At 59.1% G+C, this 13,742-nt stretch carries 14 protein-coding genes, 1 tRNA gene and 1 riboswitch; of the genes, 9 read left to right on the top strand and 6 right to left on the bottom strand.

The window, feature by feature from the left end; genetic code table 11:
- Positions 1 to 17 precede the first annotated feature (17 nt).
- A tRNA-Lys gene (locus BMY55_RS02235) sits at positions 18 to 93 on the bottom strand.
- A 110-nt stretch (positions 94 to 203) separates the two neighbouring features.
- Between BMY55_RS02235 and dapF the strand changes: the two genes are divergently transcribed.
- The 7 genes from dapF (at position 204) to BMY55_RS02200 (ending at position 6,192) form a co-directional block, all read left to right on the top strand.
- A complete protein-coding gene (gene dapF / locus BMY55_RS02230) occupies positions 204 to 1,040 on the top strand; it encodes a diaminopimelate epimerase (RefSeq protein ID WP_091427931.1) in 837 nt (278 codons plus the stop codon).
- Position 1,041: 1 nt separating this feature from the next.
- Positions 1,042 to 2,304, top strand: coding sequence for a tRNA (N(6)-L-threonylcarbamoyladenosine(37)-C(2))-methylthiotransferase MtaB (mtaB, locus tag BMY55_RS02225; RefSeq protein ID WP_091427928.1), 1,263 nt, complete (start codon positions 1,042 to 1,044; stop codon positions 2,302 to 2,304).
- Positions 2,305 to 2,388: 84 nt separating this feature from the next.
- Positions 2,389 to 2,667, top strand: a complete 279-nt coding sequence (locus tag BMY55_RS02220; RefSeq protein WP_091427927.1) for a hypothetical protein — start codon at positions 2,389 to 2,391, stop codon at positions 2,665 to 2,667.
- A gap of 3 nt (positions 2,668 to 2,670) precedes the next feature.
- Positions 2,671 to 3,273, top strand: coding sequence for a glutathione S-transferase (locus tag BMY55_RS02215; RefSeq protein ID WP_091427925.1), 603 nt, complete (start codon positions 2,671 to 2,673; stop codon positions 3,271 to 3,273).
- Between the two features lie 218 nt (positions 3,274 to 3,491).
- Complete coding sequence (petA, locus tag BMY55_RS02210; RefSeq protein WP_091427923.1) at positions 3,492 to 4,055, top strand: ubiquinol-cytochrome c reductase iron-sulfur subunit; 564 nt, start codon at positions 3,492 to 3,494, stop codon at positions 4,053 to 4,055.
- An 11-nt stretch (positions 4,056 to 4,066) separates the two neighbouring features.
- Positions 4,067 to 5,380, top strand: coding sequence for a cytochrome b (gene petB / locus BMY55_RS02205; protein ID WP_091427921.1), 1,314 nt, complete (start codon positions 4,067 to 4,069; stop codon positions 5,378 to 5,380).
- Positions 5,381 to 5,394: 14 nt separating this feature from the next.
- A complete protein-coding gene (locus tag BMY55_RS02200; RefSeq protein ID WP_091427919.1) occupies positions 5,395 to 6,192 on the top strand; it encodes a cytochrome c1 in 798 nt (265 codons plus the stop codon).
- A gap of 69 nt (positions 6,193 to 6,261) precedes the next feature.
- On the opposite strand, the gene BMY55_RS02195 is transcribed toward BMY55_RS02200, so the two are convergent.
- The 3 genes from BMY55_RS02195 to BMY55_RS02185 are packed head-to-tail and all read right to left on the bottom strand — an operon-like array spanning position 6,262 to position 9,505.
- Entirely contained in the window at positions 6,262 to 6,954 is a 693-nt protein-coding gene (locus tag BMY55_RS02195; RefSeq protein WP_091427916.1) for a thiamine ABC transporter ATP-binding protein, read from the bottom strand.
- Complete coding sequence (locus BMY55_RS02190; protein WP_091427914.1) at positions 6,941 to 8,509, bottom strand: thiamine/thiamine pyrophosphate ABC transporter permease ThiP; 1,569 nt, start codon at positions 8,507 to 8,509, stop codon at positions 6,941 to 6,943. Before BMY55_RS02190 ends, BMY55_RS02195 begins: the two co-directional genes overlap by 14 nt.
- Entirely contained in the window at positions 8,510 to 9,505 is a 996-nt protein-coding gene (locus tag BMY55_RS02185) for a thiamine ABC transporter substrate-binding protein (RefSeq protein ID WP_091431932.1), read from the bottom strand. It lies immediately after the preceding gene.
- Between the two features lie 36 nt (positions 9,506 to 9,541).
- A riboswitch (TPP riboswitch) is annotated at positions 9,542 to 9,647 on the bottom strand.
- Between the two features lie 96 nt (positions 9,648 to 9,743).
- Between BMY55_RS02185 and BMY55_RS02180 the strand changes: the two genes are divergently transcribed.
- Complete coding sequence (locus tag BMY55_RS02180) at positions 9,744 to 10,700, top strand: DMT family transporter (RefSeq protein WP_091427912.1); 957 nt, start codon at positions 9,744 to 9,746, stop codon at positions 10,698 to 10,700.
- A 63-nt stretch (positions 10,701 to 10,763) separates the two neighbouring features.
- On the top strand, positions 10,764 to 11,870 hold the full coding sequence (gene aroC, locus BMY55_RS02175; RefSeq protein ID WP_091427909.1) for a chorismate synthase: 1,107 nt from the start codon (positions 10,764 to 10,766) through the stop codon (positions 11,868 to 11,870).
- A gap of 568 nt (positions 11,871 to 12,438) precedes the next feature.
- On the opposite strand, the gene BMY55_RS02165 is transcribed toward aroC, so the two are convergent.
- Entirely contained in the window at positions 12,439 to 13,314 is an 876-nt protein-coding gene (locus BMY55_RS02165) for a DMT family transporter (RefSeq protein ID WP_091427905.1), read from the bottom strand.
- An 85-nt stretch (positions 13,315 to 13,399) separates the two neighbouring features.
- Positions 13,400 to 13,687, bottom strand: coding sequence for an HU family DNA-binding protein (locus BMY55_RS02160; RefSeq protein ID WP_091427903.1), 288 nt, complete (start codon positions 13,685 to 13,687; stop codon positions 13,400 to 13,402).
- Positions 13,688 to 13,742: the final 55 nt, after the last annotated feature.

Here is a 13,742-nt window from a genome sequence, read left to right as displayed (position 1 = left end):
TGATGTTTTGACAAAAGTGGTGAGCCGTGAAGGATTCGAACCTTCGACCCACTGATTAAAAGTCAGTTGCTCTACCAACTGAGCTAACGGCCCACTCTGTGAGCGCGGTGACTATAGCTGTGGGCTTGGCAGGTCAACCCCATTTTCCGTGGAATCTGTTCGATCTCTGGCAAAAGTTTTCACAAGGGCTTATATCGCGCAGCATGGCTTCTGATGGCACAATATTACAAGCGCTCGACTTCATGAAGTGGCATGGTGCGGGCAACGACTTCGTGATCCTTGATTCACGGGGGAAAGATGCCGTGGTAACGCGTGCACTGGCGGTGGCGCTGGGGGACCGAAACCGAGGGATCGGGTTTGACCAACTTGCCGAGATAAGAAGTTCGGACACCGCCGATATCGACCTTGATTTCTGGAATGCAGATGGCAGTCGCGCCGGGGCGTGCGGCAATGCAACCCGCTGTGTCGCGCGGTATATCATGGACTTGACCGGCCAATCGCGACTGACCATACGAACCGCGCGCGGCGTGCTGCATGCGCGCATCGACGGCGATCAGGTATCGCTCAACATGGGGCATCCGCAGACGGCGTGGGACGAAGTGCCGTTGTCCAGGGACATCGACACCGCACACCTGCCGCTTGATGGCGATCCGGTCGCGGTCGGCATGGGAAACCCCCATTGCGTGTTCTTTGTCGAGGACGCGGATGCAGCCGATGTGGCGGGCATAGGCCCCCGTATCGAACACGATCCGCTCTTTCCCGACGCCACCAATGTCGAGTTTGCCGAAATACGCGCCCGTGACGAAATCCGAATGCGGGTGTGGGAGCGTGGCACGGGGATCACCCTGGCCTGCGGGTCCGGTGCCTGCGCAACCGCCGTGGCCGCGCACCGGCGTGGTCTTACCGACAAGTGCGTACGGATGGAGTTGGATGGCGGCTGGCTCACGCTGGATTGGCGCGAAGACGGGGTTTGGATGACCGGCCCCACCGCATTTGTTTTCAAAGGCCAGTTGACACCTGCCTTTCTGAAAGGGCTGTAGAATGGGTGCCAATCCCCCCATCTTTGCGACGCTTGGGTGTCGCCTGAACGCCTATGAGACCGAAGCCATGAAGCGATTGGCAGACGACGCAGGCGTGGAAGGTGCCGTCGTCGTCAACACCTGCGCCGTCACCGCCGAGGCCGTGCGCAAGGCGCGCCAGGAAATCCGCAAGCTGCGCCGCGAGAACCCCGACGCCAAAGTGATCGTCACCGGTTGTGCGGCCCAGACCGAGCCCGAAACCTTTGCGGCAATGGATGAAGTAGACGCCGTGATCGGCAACCACGAGAAGATGGCGCCTGCGACTTGGGCGGGTCTTGCCCCTGACCTGATCGGCGACACGGAACGTGTACAGGTCAATGACATCATGTCCGTCACCGAAACCGCCAGCCATCTGATTGACGGGTTCGGCACGCGAAGCCGTGCCTATGTGCAGGTTCAGAACGGCTGCGATCACCGCTGCACCTTCTGCATCATCCCCTATGGCCGGGGTAACTCGCGCAGCGTGCCTGCGGGCGTGGTGGTCAACCAGATCAAGCGTCTTGTGGACAAAGGGTTCAACGAGGTCGTTCTGACCGGCGTGGACCTGACCAGTTGGGGGGCCGATCTACCGGGGGAACCACGTTTGGGTGATCTGGTCATGCGCGTCCTGCGCCTGGTTCCGGACTTGCCGCGCCTGCGCATCAGTTCTATCGACTCGATTGAAGCAGACGAGAACCTGATGTTGGCCATTGCGTCCGAGCCACGCTTGATGCCGCATTTGCACCTCAGTCTTCAGCACGGCGACGATCTGATCCTGAAACGCATGAAGCGTCGTCACCTGCGCGACGACGCGATTGCCTTTTGCGAAGAAGCCCGCCGCCTGCGCCCCGACATCACGTTCGGCGGGGATATCATTGCAGGCTTCCCAACCGAAACCGACGCCCACTTCGAAAACAGCCTGAAACTGGTGACAGAGTGCGACCTGACATGGCTGCACGTCTTCCCCTATTCAAAACGCGAAGGCACGCCGGCGGCAAAGATACCGACGCAGGTCAACGGCACAATCATCAAGGATCGTGCCGCGCGTTTGCGCGCGGCAGGGGATGCTCAGGCCAAACGGCATCTGTCCGCCCAGATAGGGCGGGAACACCGTATCCTGATGGAAAACCCGACCATGGGCCGGACCGAGCAATTTGCCGAGGTAATATTCCGGTCGCCTCAAGCCGAGAGCGCAATTGTCACGGCCACGCCAACCGGCATTGACGGGCAACAATTGGTGGTCTGATTGGACAGCAATAGATTGCCGTTTTGCGTGAAAACGTGGACATGAGGCCCCCTCGCACCTACATTTGATGTGAAGGAGGATCACATGCCCCTACCGCTTGCCCCGATTGCGGCCTTTGCCATTCGCTATGGCACTGTTGCCGTTGCCACTTATGCCTTTGCCCGCTCAATTGAACGTGGGCGACGCGATCAGCGCCACGAAGACGCATTGGACGATGCCCCCGAAGGCGTGACGGCCCGCCGCGACAATGAACAGGTGAACGCAACCGCGCGTATGCGCCGTGTGATTCGCTTTGGCGACAGCGGACCGGGGATCGAGATCGACGCGGTCAGTCTGACGCGCATTCGCTTTCGAAAGGTCTGAACCATGCAGCTAATCACCTCGCCCGCATCACCCTTTGCGCGCAAGGCCCGAATGGTCATCATCGAAACCGGCCAAGAAGACGATGTCGAACTGGTCGAGGTCATGTCCTCGCCCACCGCACCAAATCCGCAGCTGACCGCGGCCAATCCCATGTCAAAGATCCCTGCGTTGATCCGCAGTGACGGGCCAACGCTCTATGATAGCCGCGTGGTAACGCGATATCTGGACGCGCGGAGCGGCGGAGCGCTTTATCCTGAAAGCCGGATCTGGGATGTCCTGGTCCTTGAAGCAACCGGTGACGCCATCATGGATGCAGGCGTTCTTATGGTATATGAGAACCGATGCCGGCCCGAAGACATGCAATTCGGTGGTTGGATGGATGCACAGTGGGGCAAGATCGAAGGCGCGCTGGATGCGCTTAACACCCGTTGGATGAGCCACTTGTCAGGTCCGCTCGATATGGGGCAGATTTCGGTCGCCTGTGCTTTGGGCTATCTTGATTTCCGGCATGCCGAGCGGGAATGGCGCAAAGGTCGCGACGCTTTGGACGACTGGTTTGCCGTATTCTCCGCCCGCGACAGCTTTCGGGCCACGATGCCCGCCTGAGTCGCCTGAACCCGGCATCGCAACATCAAATTCTCGGATTTATCTGGTTGCGCGCGCTAACATGCGGCAACATAACCTTGAAAAGCCGCCCCTGCGCCCTAATGACTTCTGGACTGGGCGCAATTCCTTGGATAAACAGCCGCAAAACGGACTGCTTTCCTAGGCGGTCTAATGTCGTGTCGGTTGCAATTCTGCGACCTAGCTAGGGAGATGCGCTCTTGTCACAAACCGACGACCACCAAGGAACCCGCCGGGATTTCCTTTATTACGCAACTGGTGGTGCCGCAGCCGTTACGGCTGGTGCCGCAGTCTGGCCGCTCGTTAACCAAATGAACCCCTCAGCCGACGTGAAAGCGCTCAGCTCGATCCGAGTCGATATCTCGGGGGTTGAGCCGGGAACACAACTGACCGTCAAATGGCTGGGCAAGCCGGTATTCGTCCGTCGGCGCACGGAAGAGGAAATTGATCTGGCGCGTGAACAAGACGCCGCTGACTATCCCGACAAGTTTGCGCGAAATCCGAATGTTGACGCGACGGTTTCTGCGGAAGACGCAAACCGCACCATGGACGAAAATGGCGAATGGTTGGTCATGATTGGCGTCTGCACCCACCTGGGCTGTGTGCCCTTGGGTGACGGTGCCGGTGACTTCGGTGGCTGGTATTGCCCATGCCACGGTTCGCACTACGACGTATCTGGTCGTATCCGTAAGGGTCCCGCGCCCGAAAACCTGCACGTTCCCGTCGCCGAATTTATCGACGAAACGACGATCAAGCTGGGCTAAGGGAGGCTTACATGTCCGGAATTCCTCATGATCATTACGAACCCAAGACCGGGTTCGAGAAATGGCTGAACAAGCGACTCCCCGTCGTTGGCCTGCTGTATGACACCCTTATGATCCCGACCCCGAAAAACTTGAACTGGTGGTGGATCTGGGGCATCGTCCTGACCTTCTGTCTGGTTCTTCAGATTGTGACCGGCGTCATTCTGGTGATGCACTACACGCCACATGTCGACATGGCCTTCGCATCCATCGAGCACATCATGCGCAACGTGAATGGTGGTTACATGTTGCGATATGTCCACGCAAACGGCGCATCACTCTTCTTTGTGGCGGTCTACATCCACATCTTCCGCGGCCTGTTCTACGGCTCTTACAAAGCGCCGCGCGAAGTCACGTGGATCATTGGCATGCTGATATACCTTATGATGATGGCGACCGGCTTTTTGGGTTATGTTCTGCCTTGGGGTCAGATGTCTTTCTGGGGGGCCACGGTGATCACCGGCCTGTTCGGGGCGATCCCGTTCGTCGGTGAAGGCCTGCAAACATGGCTTCTGGGTGGACCCGCTGTGGACAACGCCACGCTGAACCGCTTCTTCTCGTTGCATTATCTTCTGCCCTTCGTGATCGCCGCGCTTGTCGCCGTTCACATTTGGGCATTCCACACCACTGGCAACAACAACCCGACTGGTGTTGAAGTGCGCCGAGGATCGAAAGACGAAGTCGAGAAAGACACCCTGCCCTTCTGGCCCTACTTTGTCATCAAAGACCTTGTTGGCCTGGGCATTGTGCTGATCGTCTTCTTCGCCGTTGTCGGCTTCATGCCCAACTATCTGGGCCACCCCGACAACTATATCGAAGCCAACCCGCTATCGACGCCTGCGCATATTGTTCCTGAATGGTATTACCTGCCCTTCTATGCGATCCTGCGTGCCTTCACTGCCGATGTTTGGGCCGTGCAAGCGGTCAGCTTCCTGACCGGCGGTATCGTCGACGCGAAATTCTTCGGTGTGCTGGCAATGTTCGGCGCGATCTTCGTGATGGCGCTGGCCCCGTGGCTCGACACCTCGTCGGTTCGTTCGGGGCAGTATCGTCCAGCCTTCAAGTGGTGGTTCCGCCTGCTGGTCATCGACTTCATCGTTCTGATGTGGGTCGGGGCACGCGACACCGAATTCCCGCATGACTGGATTTCGTTGATTGGCGCCACCTATTGGTTCGCATATTTCCTCATCATCCTGCCGCTTCTGGGTCTGTTTGAAAAACCCACCACGCCACCGGCCACGATCGAGGAAGACTTCAAAGCCCACTATCCCGGCGCAGCCGAGTGAGAGGATTGAATACTATGATCAAGAAACTCGCAGCATCCGCTGTCGTCGCGCTGGCGCTTTCCACTGGTGGTGCGCTGGCAGCTGAAGGTGAAAGCTACATCGAAGACTTCGCCTTCTCGTTCGAAGGTCCTTTCGGAAAATATGACCAGGAACAGCTGCGGCGCGGCCTGAAGGTCTATACCGAGGTCTGTTCGGCCTGCCACGGGCTGAAATATGTGCCCTTGCGCACGCTGGCCGACCCCGGCGGCCCGAACTATACCGAGGACGAAGTGCGCGCCTACGCCGCCGAGAACTTCACCATCTATGACGAAGAGCTGGAAGATGACCGCCCACGCATTCCCGCGGATTTCTTCCCAGCCGTTTCCGGCGAAGGTATGGGCCCCGATCTGTCCTTGATGGCGAAGGCACGTGCAGGCTTTCATGGCCCCGCAGGCACAGGCCTGAACCAGCTGTTTCGCGGTCAAGGCGGGGCTGAATACATCGCCAGCTTCTTGCTGGGCTTCAACGGAGAAGAGGAAGAAGTCGCAGGTTCCATCCTTTATGGCAACACCGCTTTCGAAGGCGGCTGGGTGTCAATGCCTCCGCAACTGGAAGATGGTCTGATCGACTACGATGATGGCCACGCCAACACCGCCCGCGACATGGCCAAAGACGTGTCTGCGTTCCTGATGTGGACGGCTGAACCCAAGATGATGGGCCGCAAGCAAACAGGCTTCGTCGCGGTCCTGCTGCTCGTCCTGCTCACATCGCTTCTGTATCTCACGAACAAGAAGCTTTGGGCGCCGCATAAAGGCAAGCAGCTTGATTTGTGACCGCACAAAAATCCGCGAATAAAAAAGGGCGTCTTAGGGCGCCCTTTTACTTTTGAACACATGGCGCTATCACCCGCCAAGATAGTCACGCAACGCATCGGGCGGATGCTCAAAGATCCGAGCCGTCGGAACTGGCGCGTGAGCCCGTCCACCTTCAACCAGAATAACCTCATCCGACAAAAGCCGGGCATCTTCGGGGTTGTGGCTTACCATCCACAGCGTCGCTTTTGTCTCGGCGACCAACTCGCCCACAAGCTCCAGCATCTCGGTGCGCAACGCCGGTCCAAGCGCCCCAAACGGTTCATCCAGCAGTAACAGCGGCCGGTCACGCAGTAGCACCCGTGCCAACGCCACACGTGCGATCTGTCCACCTGACAACTGCGCTGGCTTCCGGGCCTCCTTGCCGGCAAGCCCGACCCGCGCCAAAGCCGCCGCGACCCGCTTCCGATCATCCGATGTCAGCCGCAAATCCGGTCTAACCCCCAGTCCGACATTCTGTGCCACAGTCAGATGGGGAAACAGGTTGTTGTCCTGAAACACGATGCTGATGGGACGATCAGCCGGGTCATCGGACATCTTTACCCCCTGCCATTTGATCACACCCTCTGTCAGCGGCTGAAACCCTGCGATCATCGCCAATAAGGTCGATTTTCCCGCGCCGGATGGCCCCAATACCGCTACGCGGCGTCCGTCACCCACGCTCAGGTCGGCGCTCAGGGCGAAATCCCCCATCCCGGTCCGGGCATTTTCAATCGTCAGCATTCAAGCGACCCCCACGGTCAAAAACCCAGAACAGGAACAGTGACAAGCCCAGCAAAAGCACGGCCGCCGCCGCCGCATCATCCATCCTGTAAGACCCCATCAGGCGGTAAAGCTGCAACGGCAGCGTGACCCCTTGCGGATCGGCAAACATCGCGATGACACCAAGATCGCCCATCGACAACGCTGCCGCCAGACCCAGCGCGAACCCCATAGGCCGCCGCAATCGGGGCACCCACAACAGGCGCACGCGCGTCAACCCGTGCAACCCAAGCCCGTCCGCCAACGCGCCGTAATCCCTCTCTACATTTCTAAGCGCGGGCACAAGGGCACGCAGGGCGAACGGCAGGCTCGTCGCCGCATTCACAACAGCCGTGACCGGCAGCGCAAGGTCGGATGGTTTCACAAAAGGAAACAGGATCAGAAACAGCCCGGTCCCCACCACCAAAGGCGAGGCCGCGATGGTCAGATATCCCAGCCCCTCGGCCAACCAGGCCCCCCGCTGCACCACAAGGGCCGCGATCGGCAGCGCCAGAGCCATGGTCAGAAACGCCGATGCGATGGCCACAAGCAAGGAACGGAACGCCGCCTGAAACACCGACATTGGCAGCGAGAGCATCCCGGGCACGCCGTCGATGATGACCATCGACAGGGGCAAAAGCAAAAACAGGCTGGCCAGTGTCACGGCCACCATATCCATGATCCGCTGAACCGCCGTATCGTCCCACCGCTGCACCGCGCGATCCAACCCGGCACCCATGTCGCCCGGAATGGCGATCCAGAACGCAATCAGCGCGGCACCAAGCCCCATTGCGAACTGAATCAGGGCCAGCATCGCGGCCCGGCCAAGGTCAAAATCGAACTTGAACGCCTCATAGATGGCAAGCTCAACTGTGGTTGCCCGTGGCCCTCCGCCCAGCGCCAAGGCGACGGCAAACGAGGTCAGGCAGATCAGGAAAATCACAAGAAACGCACCGGGGATCACTTCGCGTAACATCGGGCGTTCCAGGGTGCGGGCAATGTCGCGCGGACTCATGCCCAAGGACGCGGCAACGCGAAACCGCTCAGCGGGGATTGTCAGCCAGCCTTGCAGGATCAGCCGCGTTGCGAGCGGAAGGTTAAAGAACACATGGGCCAGAATGACGCCTTGATAACCATAGACCGAGATCGGCTCGATCCCAAAAACGCCCAGCGCCGCGCTGATGATCCCGTTTCGTCCAAAGACCGCGATCAGACCAAGGACAGCGACAATGATCGGCAGGATAAAGGGTGCACCCAGAAGGGTGACAAGCACACGCCGCCCCGGAAAGTCACGCCGGGCCAGCGCACGCGCGACCGGGACAGCTAATGCAACGCTGACGCCTGCCGACAGGGTTGCTTGCCACAGGGTGAACCGAATGGCCGCCCAATCCGATGGTCCAAGTCCACGGCCACCCTCGGCACGCAGCGCCACCGCAACGAGCGTCCCAAACACCAGCACGACCAGTACCAGCACGGCCAAAAGGCCGGGCCAATGCGTCACCCACAGGGGGCGATCTATCCGGCCCGGCCAAAACATCTACTTCGAGAACGCCGTCAGCCATTCGTCCAGCGCAGGTTTGCGCAAGGTTTCGGCTTCGTCTTCCGTGTAGAAGATCGCCTTGCCCGGCACACCCAACAGATCGAACTTCTCTGGCAGCAGCGATGCGTCCAGTTTCGACGGATAGGACCAGTTGGAGGTCGGGATCGCCTTCTGGAATTCTTCGCTCAGCACATAATCCATAAATGCACTGGCCAGCTCTGGTTGGTCCGAGGTTTTGAGCTTCGCGGCCAGCTCGACAAACAGATAATGACCTTCTTCGAAAATTGCAGCAGACTTGGACATGTCGTCCTCGGCGATGATGTGATAGGCGGGCGAGGTCGTGTAGGACAGCACCATGTCGGCCTCACCATCCGTGAACATCCCGTAAGATTCTGACCAGCCTTTGGTCACGGTCAAAACCTTCGGGGCCAGGCGTTCCCACGCCCTGGGCGCATCATCGCCATAGATCGCCTTGACCCACAACAGCAACGCCAAACCGGAAATCGAACTGCGCGGGTCCTGCAAAACGATCTTCACATCGTCGGGCATGTCCAAGAGCGCCTCGAAACTCGCGGGCGGGGTTTCCATCTTGGTGTTGTCATAGATGAACGCGGTGTAACCGTAGTTGAAGGGCAGGAATATATCGTCCGTCCAATTGATAGGCATCGTAAGTCCGCTGGTGTCCTGCCCATGCGGCGCAAACAAGCCCGATTCACGCGCCCGTGCAGTCACATCCGTGTTCAGGCCGATCACCACATCAGCGCCTGTGCGTTCGCCTTCCAACAGGATACGGGGCAACACGTCGCCGGTGATGAATTGCAGGTCGCAGTTGCACCGCGCTTCGAATCCTTGCTCGATCCCCGGACCAGGGCCCCATTCCGAAGCAAAGTAGTCAGGCGCATAGACTTGAAGCACGGGCGTTTCCGCGTTGGCCGCTGTGGCCGACGTGGCCGTCAGTGCAAGTCCTGCGACAAATGAAAGGGTCTGTTTCATGGCATCCTCCAAATGCGCCGGACGGAGTGGCATTTGGGGTGTCCAAATTACCTTCCCTCCGCCGGTTCTAGCCGGTTCAGGTTCAACGGGTCCGCATGATTTGCATCTCAGCCGGTTCAGTCCGGCCCCCCGAGGTGTCGCCATTCCTGACCGGTTTGATGTCGCTTGGCAAGCCCCCTTGACCTCGTGGCGATGATCGGCAATGTGAACGCTAACACCCGCCAAACCGGAGCCGAACATGTCGGACGCCACTCAATCGCCCGTGAAAGGGCTGGGCTTTGCTTTTGCCGCCTTCGCCGTCTTTGCCACTCACGATGCGATCATCAAGGCGCTCGGCGTCAACTTCTCGGTGTTCCAGATCATCTTCTTTGCGATGCTGTTTGCCTTCGTGCCGATGTCGGTCATGATGCTGGCCGACCGACAGGTCGACAATTTCCGTCCGAACCACCCGTGGCTTATTCTTCTGCGCTCGGTGACAACTCTTATTGCAATGTCGACCGCATTCTATGCCTTCACCGTTCTGCCACTGGCCGAGGTCTATGCCCTTCTGTTTGCAACGCCTCTGCTGATCACAGCGATGTCGGCCATGTTGCTGGGCGAAACCGTGCGGGCCCAGCGCTGGGCGGCTGTCGTTGTCGGGCTGGTCGGCGTTCTGATCGTGCTCAGGCCCGGCGTCATACAGATCTCATGGGGGCATATCTGCGCGCTGATCGCTGCATTCTGTTCCAGCCTTGGCTCGGTCATCATGCGCAAGATCGGTGGGGAAGAGCGGACAGCGGTGATGATCCTGTATCCGATGCTGTCTTCGATCCTGTTCATGGCCGTCGTGCTGCCGTTCGTCTATCAACCGATGGAGGTGGTCGAGTTGGGCATGGTGGCTGGGGTTGGCGTTCTGTCTGTCCTGGCGCAGATGATGATCATCGCCGCCTATCGGATTGCCCCGGCCGCAGTGGTTGCCCCAAGTCAGTATAGTCAAATCCTGTGGGCCACCCTGTTCGGCGTCCTGTTCTTCGGGGAATTACCTGACGCATGGGTAGGTGTGGGCGCATCGGTCATCATTGCGTCGGGGGTCTTTATCGTGTGGCGCGAAAGCCGCCCTTCGGTTTCGGCTCGCAACCCGTTGCTGCGCGATCCCAACCCGCGCTATGACACCGGACCCGGACCAAAACCAAAACACCGCAGACCGAAAAGCTAAGCTCGACATGCTTCCCTTTCGCCAAGGGCTTCGTTATCACCCTGACAACGAAGGAGCGCCCCCATGTCGATGAACAGCTTTGGTCACATCTTCCGCGTCACAACCTGGGGCGAAAGCCACGGCCCTGCCTTGGGTGCCACAGTGGACGGCTGCCCGCCAAATATTCCGCTGGACGCCGAAATGCTTCAAGTCTGGCTCGACAAACGACGTCCGGGCCAAAACAAACACACAACCCAACGCAACGAACCTGATCAGGTGCGTATTCTGTCGGGGGTGTATGATGGCAAGACCACCGGCACGCCCATCCAGCTGATGATCGAAAACACCGACCAGCGCTCGAAGGATTATGGCGAGATCGAGACCACGTTCCGCCCCGGTCATGCCGATATCACCTATTGGCAGAAATACGGCATTCGCGATCCGCGCGGTGGTGGGCGTTCGTCTGCGCGCGAAACAGCAGCTCGCGTGGCCGCCGGAGGCGTAGCGCGCGAGGCGCTGAAGGCGCTGTTGCCGGGGCTTCAGATCAAAGGTTACATGACCCAGATGGGCGCGCTGCATCTGGATCGCACGAAGTTCGATTGGGATGCGATTGACCAAAACCCGTTCTGGCTGCCGGACAATGCCGCAGTGCAGGAATGGGAGGACTACCTGCACCACCTGCGCACCAGGGAACATGACAGTGTCGGTGCGGCGATTGAAGTCGTGGTGCGCGGCGCACCGGCCGGATTGGGCGCACCGATTTATGCCAAACTGGACACTGATCTGACCGCCGCGATGATGTCGATCAACGCTGTAAAAGGCGTCGAGATCGGTGAGGGTATGGCGGCAGCAGGGCTGCGGGGCACCGAGAACGCGGATGAGATTTCGATGGGTGACGATGGTCCTCTGTTCAGTTCGAACCACGCCGGTGGCATTCTGGGCGGCATTTCCAGCGGTCAGGACATCGTGGTGCGCTTCGCGGTGAAGCCCACCAGCTCGATCCTGACGCCACGCCAGTCGATCACCAAAACAGGGCAGCCCGTCGAGGTTGTCACAAAGGGTCGCCATGACCCCTGCGTCGGCATCCGCGCAGTGCCCGTGGGTGAAGCCATGGCCGCCTGCGTCATGCTTGATCATGTCATGCTGCATCGCGCACAGATGGGGGACGGTCCGCGTGGCAAGATTGGATAGGGATGCCGGGCTTCGCCCGGCAGATCCGAGGCCTCCGGCGGGGATATTTTCTGCCAGAAGAAACCCAGATCGTTGACCGCAAGCGGTTCAGTGTCCATCGGTGCCTTCATGTCGTTCATCGCGGTGCTCGTAACGATTCGATCTCGTTCCTGATCATCTTTCCGAACAATGAATGTCGATCGGCGCGAAACAAAAAAATCGCCACGGCTGAATTTCTGAACTGGGCCCTATCCACCTCGATAAGCAATTGGTCGTTTGATAAGCGGGGTTTCCGGCTTCAGAGCACTGATCACACATGGCTGTGCTGCGTGCGTGCAAGCCGAGGCGGCGCACCAGCGTTGGTCTGCGCAGAACGGTCGCCCGCGCCCCGTATCTGAATACCGGAATGATGTTAAAGACGCCCGGCGCGAAGGTTGCGTTGCCTTCGCTCCGTCCGATGGCATAGCCCAAAAGCTGAACCAGAGGTCAAACCGTCTGGCCAAGGCGTGATTGCCAGCGCGATGGACAAAACCGACAAAACAACGTGATCAATCGGGATCCGTGTCATCAAACGATGACCCCATCGTCTTCACGCCTGTGCGGGATTTTGTTTCGAAAGCTGCACCGCAAGGATACCGAAAGTGATGATGGCAACACCGAAGAAATCGGCGGCGGTCAGCGCTTCACCCAGCAAGAGCCAGGCAATTGCGACGCCAAAGAACGGGTTGAGGAAATGGAAGGTTGCCGCTTTCACCGCTCCAATCCGACCCACCAGCGCGAACCAGACCCAAGTGGCCAGCACACCGGGCACAAGGACAGTATAGGTGAACGCAAGACCAAGACGCAGGCTGGGTTCGAAGCTGGGGTCTTCGAAGAAAAGCGCCGCAATGGCCAACACTGCGGACCCCACGAACATTTGCAATCCGACGATCATCATCAGATTGCCACCGGAAGACGCAGTGCGCACCGCCAAGGTGGCGGCGGTCAGGGCAGCCGCGGCGATAAAGCAAAGCACCACGCCGGTCACGTCAACGCCGCCAGACAAACGCGACCCCATGATCAGGGCGACACCAATGATCCCGGCCAACAGTCCGACCATCGCCAGCGGGCGCATCCTGTCACCCATCAGGATCCACCCCGCCAAGGCCACCATCAGGGGCATGGTCGATGCGATGATTGACGCCAACCCAGCTTCGATCCACTGCATGGCAACAAAGTTAAGGCCCAGATATAGCGCATTCTGGCAGACGCCAAAGATGATCACGGCCCGCCATTGATTATGTGTCAGCCTCCAGTTTTGCCCAAGGGCGCGTGCGATGACCACGCCTAGCAGCCCGGAGATCAGAAACCGCAATGCCAATGAGAACAGCGGCGGGGCGTCCGCCACAATGATGCGGGCAGATGTGAAAGCAGAGCTCCACATCAGGGCAAAGGCAAGCCCCATAAAGATCGCGCGCAGATCCATATCACCTCCGGCAAAAGAAAAGGGCCGCCACTTGGGCGACCCTTTCCGAATTCGTGTCCGGGGACAAGCCCCGAAGGCACCAAGATCAGCCGTTCACGCTGTCTTTCAGAGCCTTCGCGATGGTCATTTTAACGACCTTGTCAGCATCCTTGTGGATCTGCTCGCCAGTGGCGGGGTTGCGCACCATGCGGGCGGGACGTTCGCGGCAGTAAATCTTGCCAACGCCCGGCAGGGTCACAGCGCCACCACCAGAAACTTCCTTGGTGATGATGTTGATGATACCGTCCAGCGCGCTCGACGCCGATTTCTTGTCCGAGCCCATTTCTTCGGCCAAGGCAGCGACCAGTTGGGTCTTCGTCATAGGTTTCGACATATAATACACTCCTCACATTTACCCATTGATTGGGCTTCATTGGGCGCATTTAACT

The organism is Aliiroseovarius sediminilitoris, assembly GCF_900109955.1.
Classification (GTDB): domain Bacteria; phylum Pseudomonadota; class Alphaproteobacteria; order Rhodobacterales; family Rhodobacteraceae; genus Aliiroseovarius; species Aliiroseovarius sediminilitoris.
The sequence above is the reverse complement of the archived record's forward strand: the minus strand, read 5'-3'. Positions and strand labels throughout refer to the sequence as shown.

What these genes read in the sequence shown, in the direction of transcription:
- petB (WP_091427921.1), top strand. Translation starts at nt 4,067, where the DNA reads ATGTCCGGAATTCCTCATGATCATTACGAACCCAAGACCGGGTTCGAG.
- BMY55_RS02160 (WP_091427903.1), bottom strand. Translation starts at nt 13,687, where the DNA reads ATGTCGAAACCTATGACGAAGACCCAACTGGTCGCTGCCTTGGCCGAA.
- BMY55_RS02200 (WP_091427919.1), top strand. Translation starts at nt 5,395, where the DNA reads ATGATCAAGAAACTCGCAGCATCCGCTGTCGTCGCGCTGGCGCTTTCC.
- mtaB (WP_091427928.1), top strand. Translation starts at nt 1,042, where the DNA reads ATGGGTGCCAATCCCCCCATCTTTGCGACGCTTGGGTGTCGCCTGAAC.
- BMY55_RS02190 (WP_091427914.1), bottom strand. Translation starts at nt 8,509, where the DNA reads ATGTTTTGGCCGGGCCGGATAGATCGCCCCCTGTGGGTGACGCATTGG.
- aroC (WP_091427909.1), top strand. Translation starts at nt 10,764, where the DNA reads ATGTCGATGAACAGCTTTGGTCACATCTTCCGCGTCACAACCTGGGGC.
- BMY55_RS02195 (WP_091427916.1), bottom strand. Translation starts at nt 6,954, where the DNA reads ATGCTGACGATTGAAAATGCCCGGACCGGGATGGGGGATTTCGCCCTG.
- BMY55_RS02180 (WP_091427912.1), top strand. Translation starts at nt 9,744, where the DNA reads ATGTCGGACGCCACTCAATCGCCCGTGAAAGGGCTGGGCTTTGCTTTT.
- dapF (WP_091427931.1), top strand. Translation starts at nt 204, where the DNA reads ATGGCTTCTGATGGCACAATATTACAAGCGCTCGACTTCATGAAGTGG.
- BMY55_RS02185 (WP_091431932.1), bottom strand. Translation starts at nt 9,505, where the DNA reads ATGAAACAGACCCTTTCATTTGTCGCAGGACTTGCACTGACGGCCACG.
- BMY55_RS02220 (WP_091427927.1), top strand. Translation starts at nt 2,389, where the DNA reads ATGCCCCTACCGCTTGCCCCGATTGCGGCCTTTGCCATTCGCTATGGC.
- BMY55_RS02165 (WP_091427905.1), bottom strand. Translation starts at nt 13,314, where the DNA reads ATGGATCTGCGCGCGATCTTTATGGGGCTTGCCTTTGCCCTGATGTGG.
- BMY55_RS02215 (WP_091427925.1), top strand. Translation starts at nt 2,671, where the DNA reads ATGCAGCTAATCACCTCGCCCGCATCACCCTTTGCGCGCAAGGCCCGA.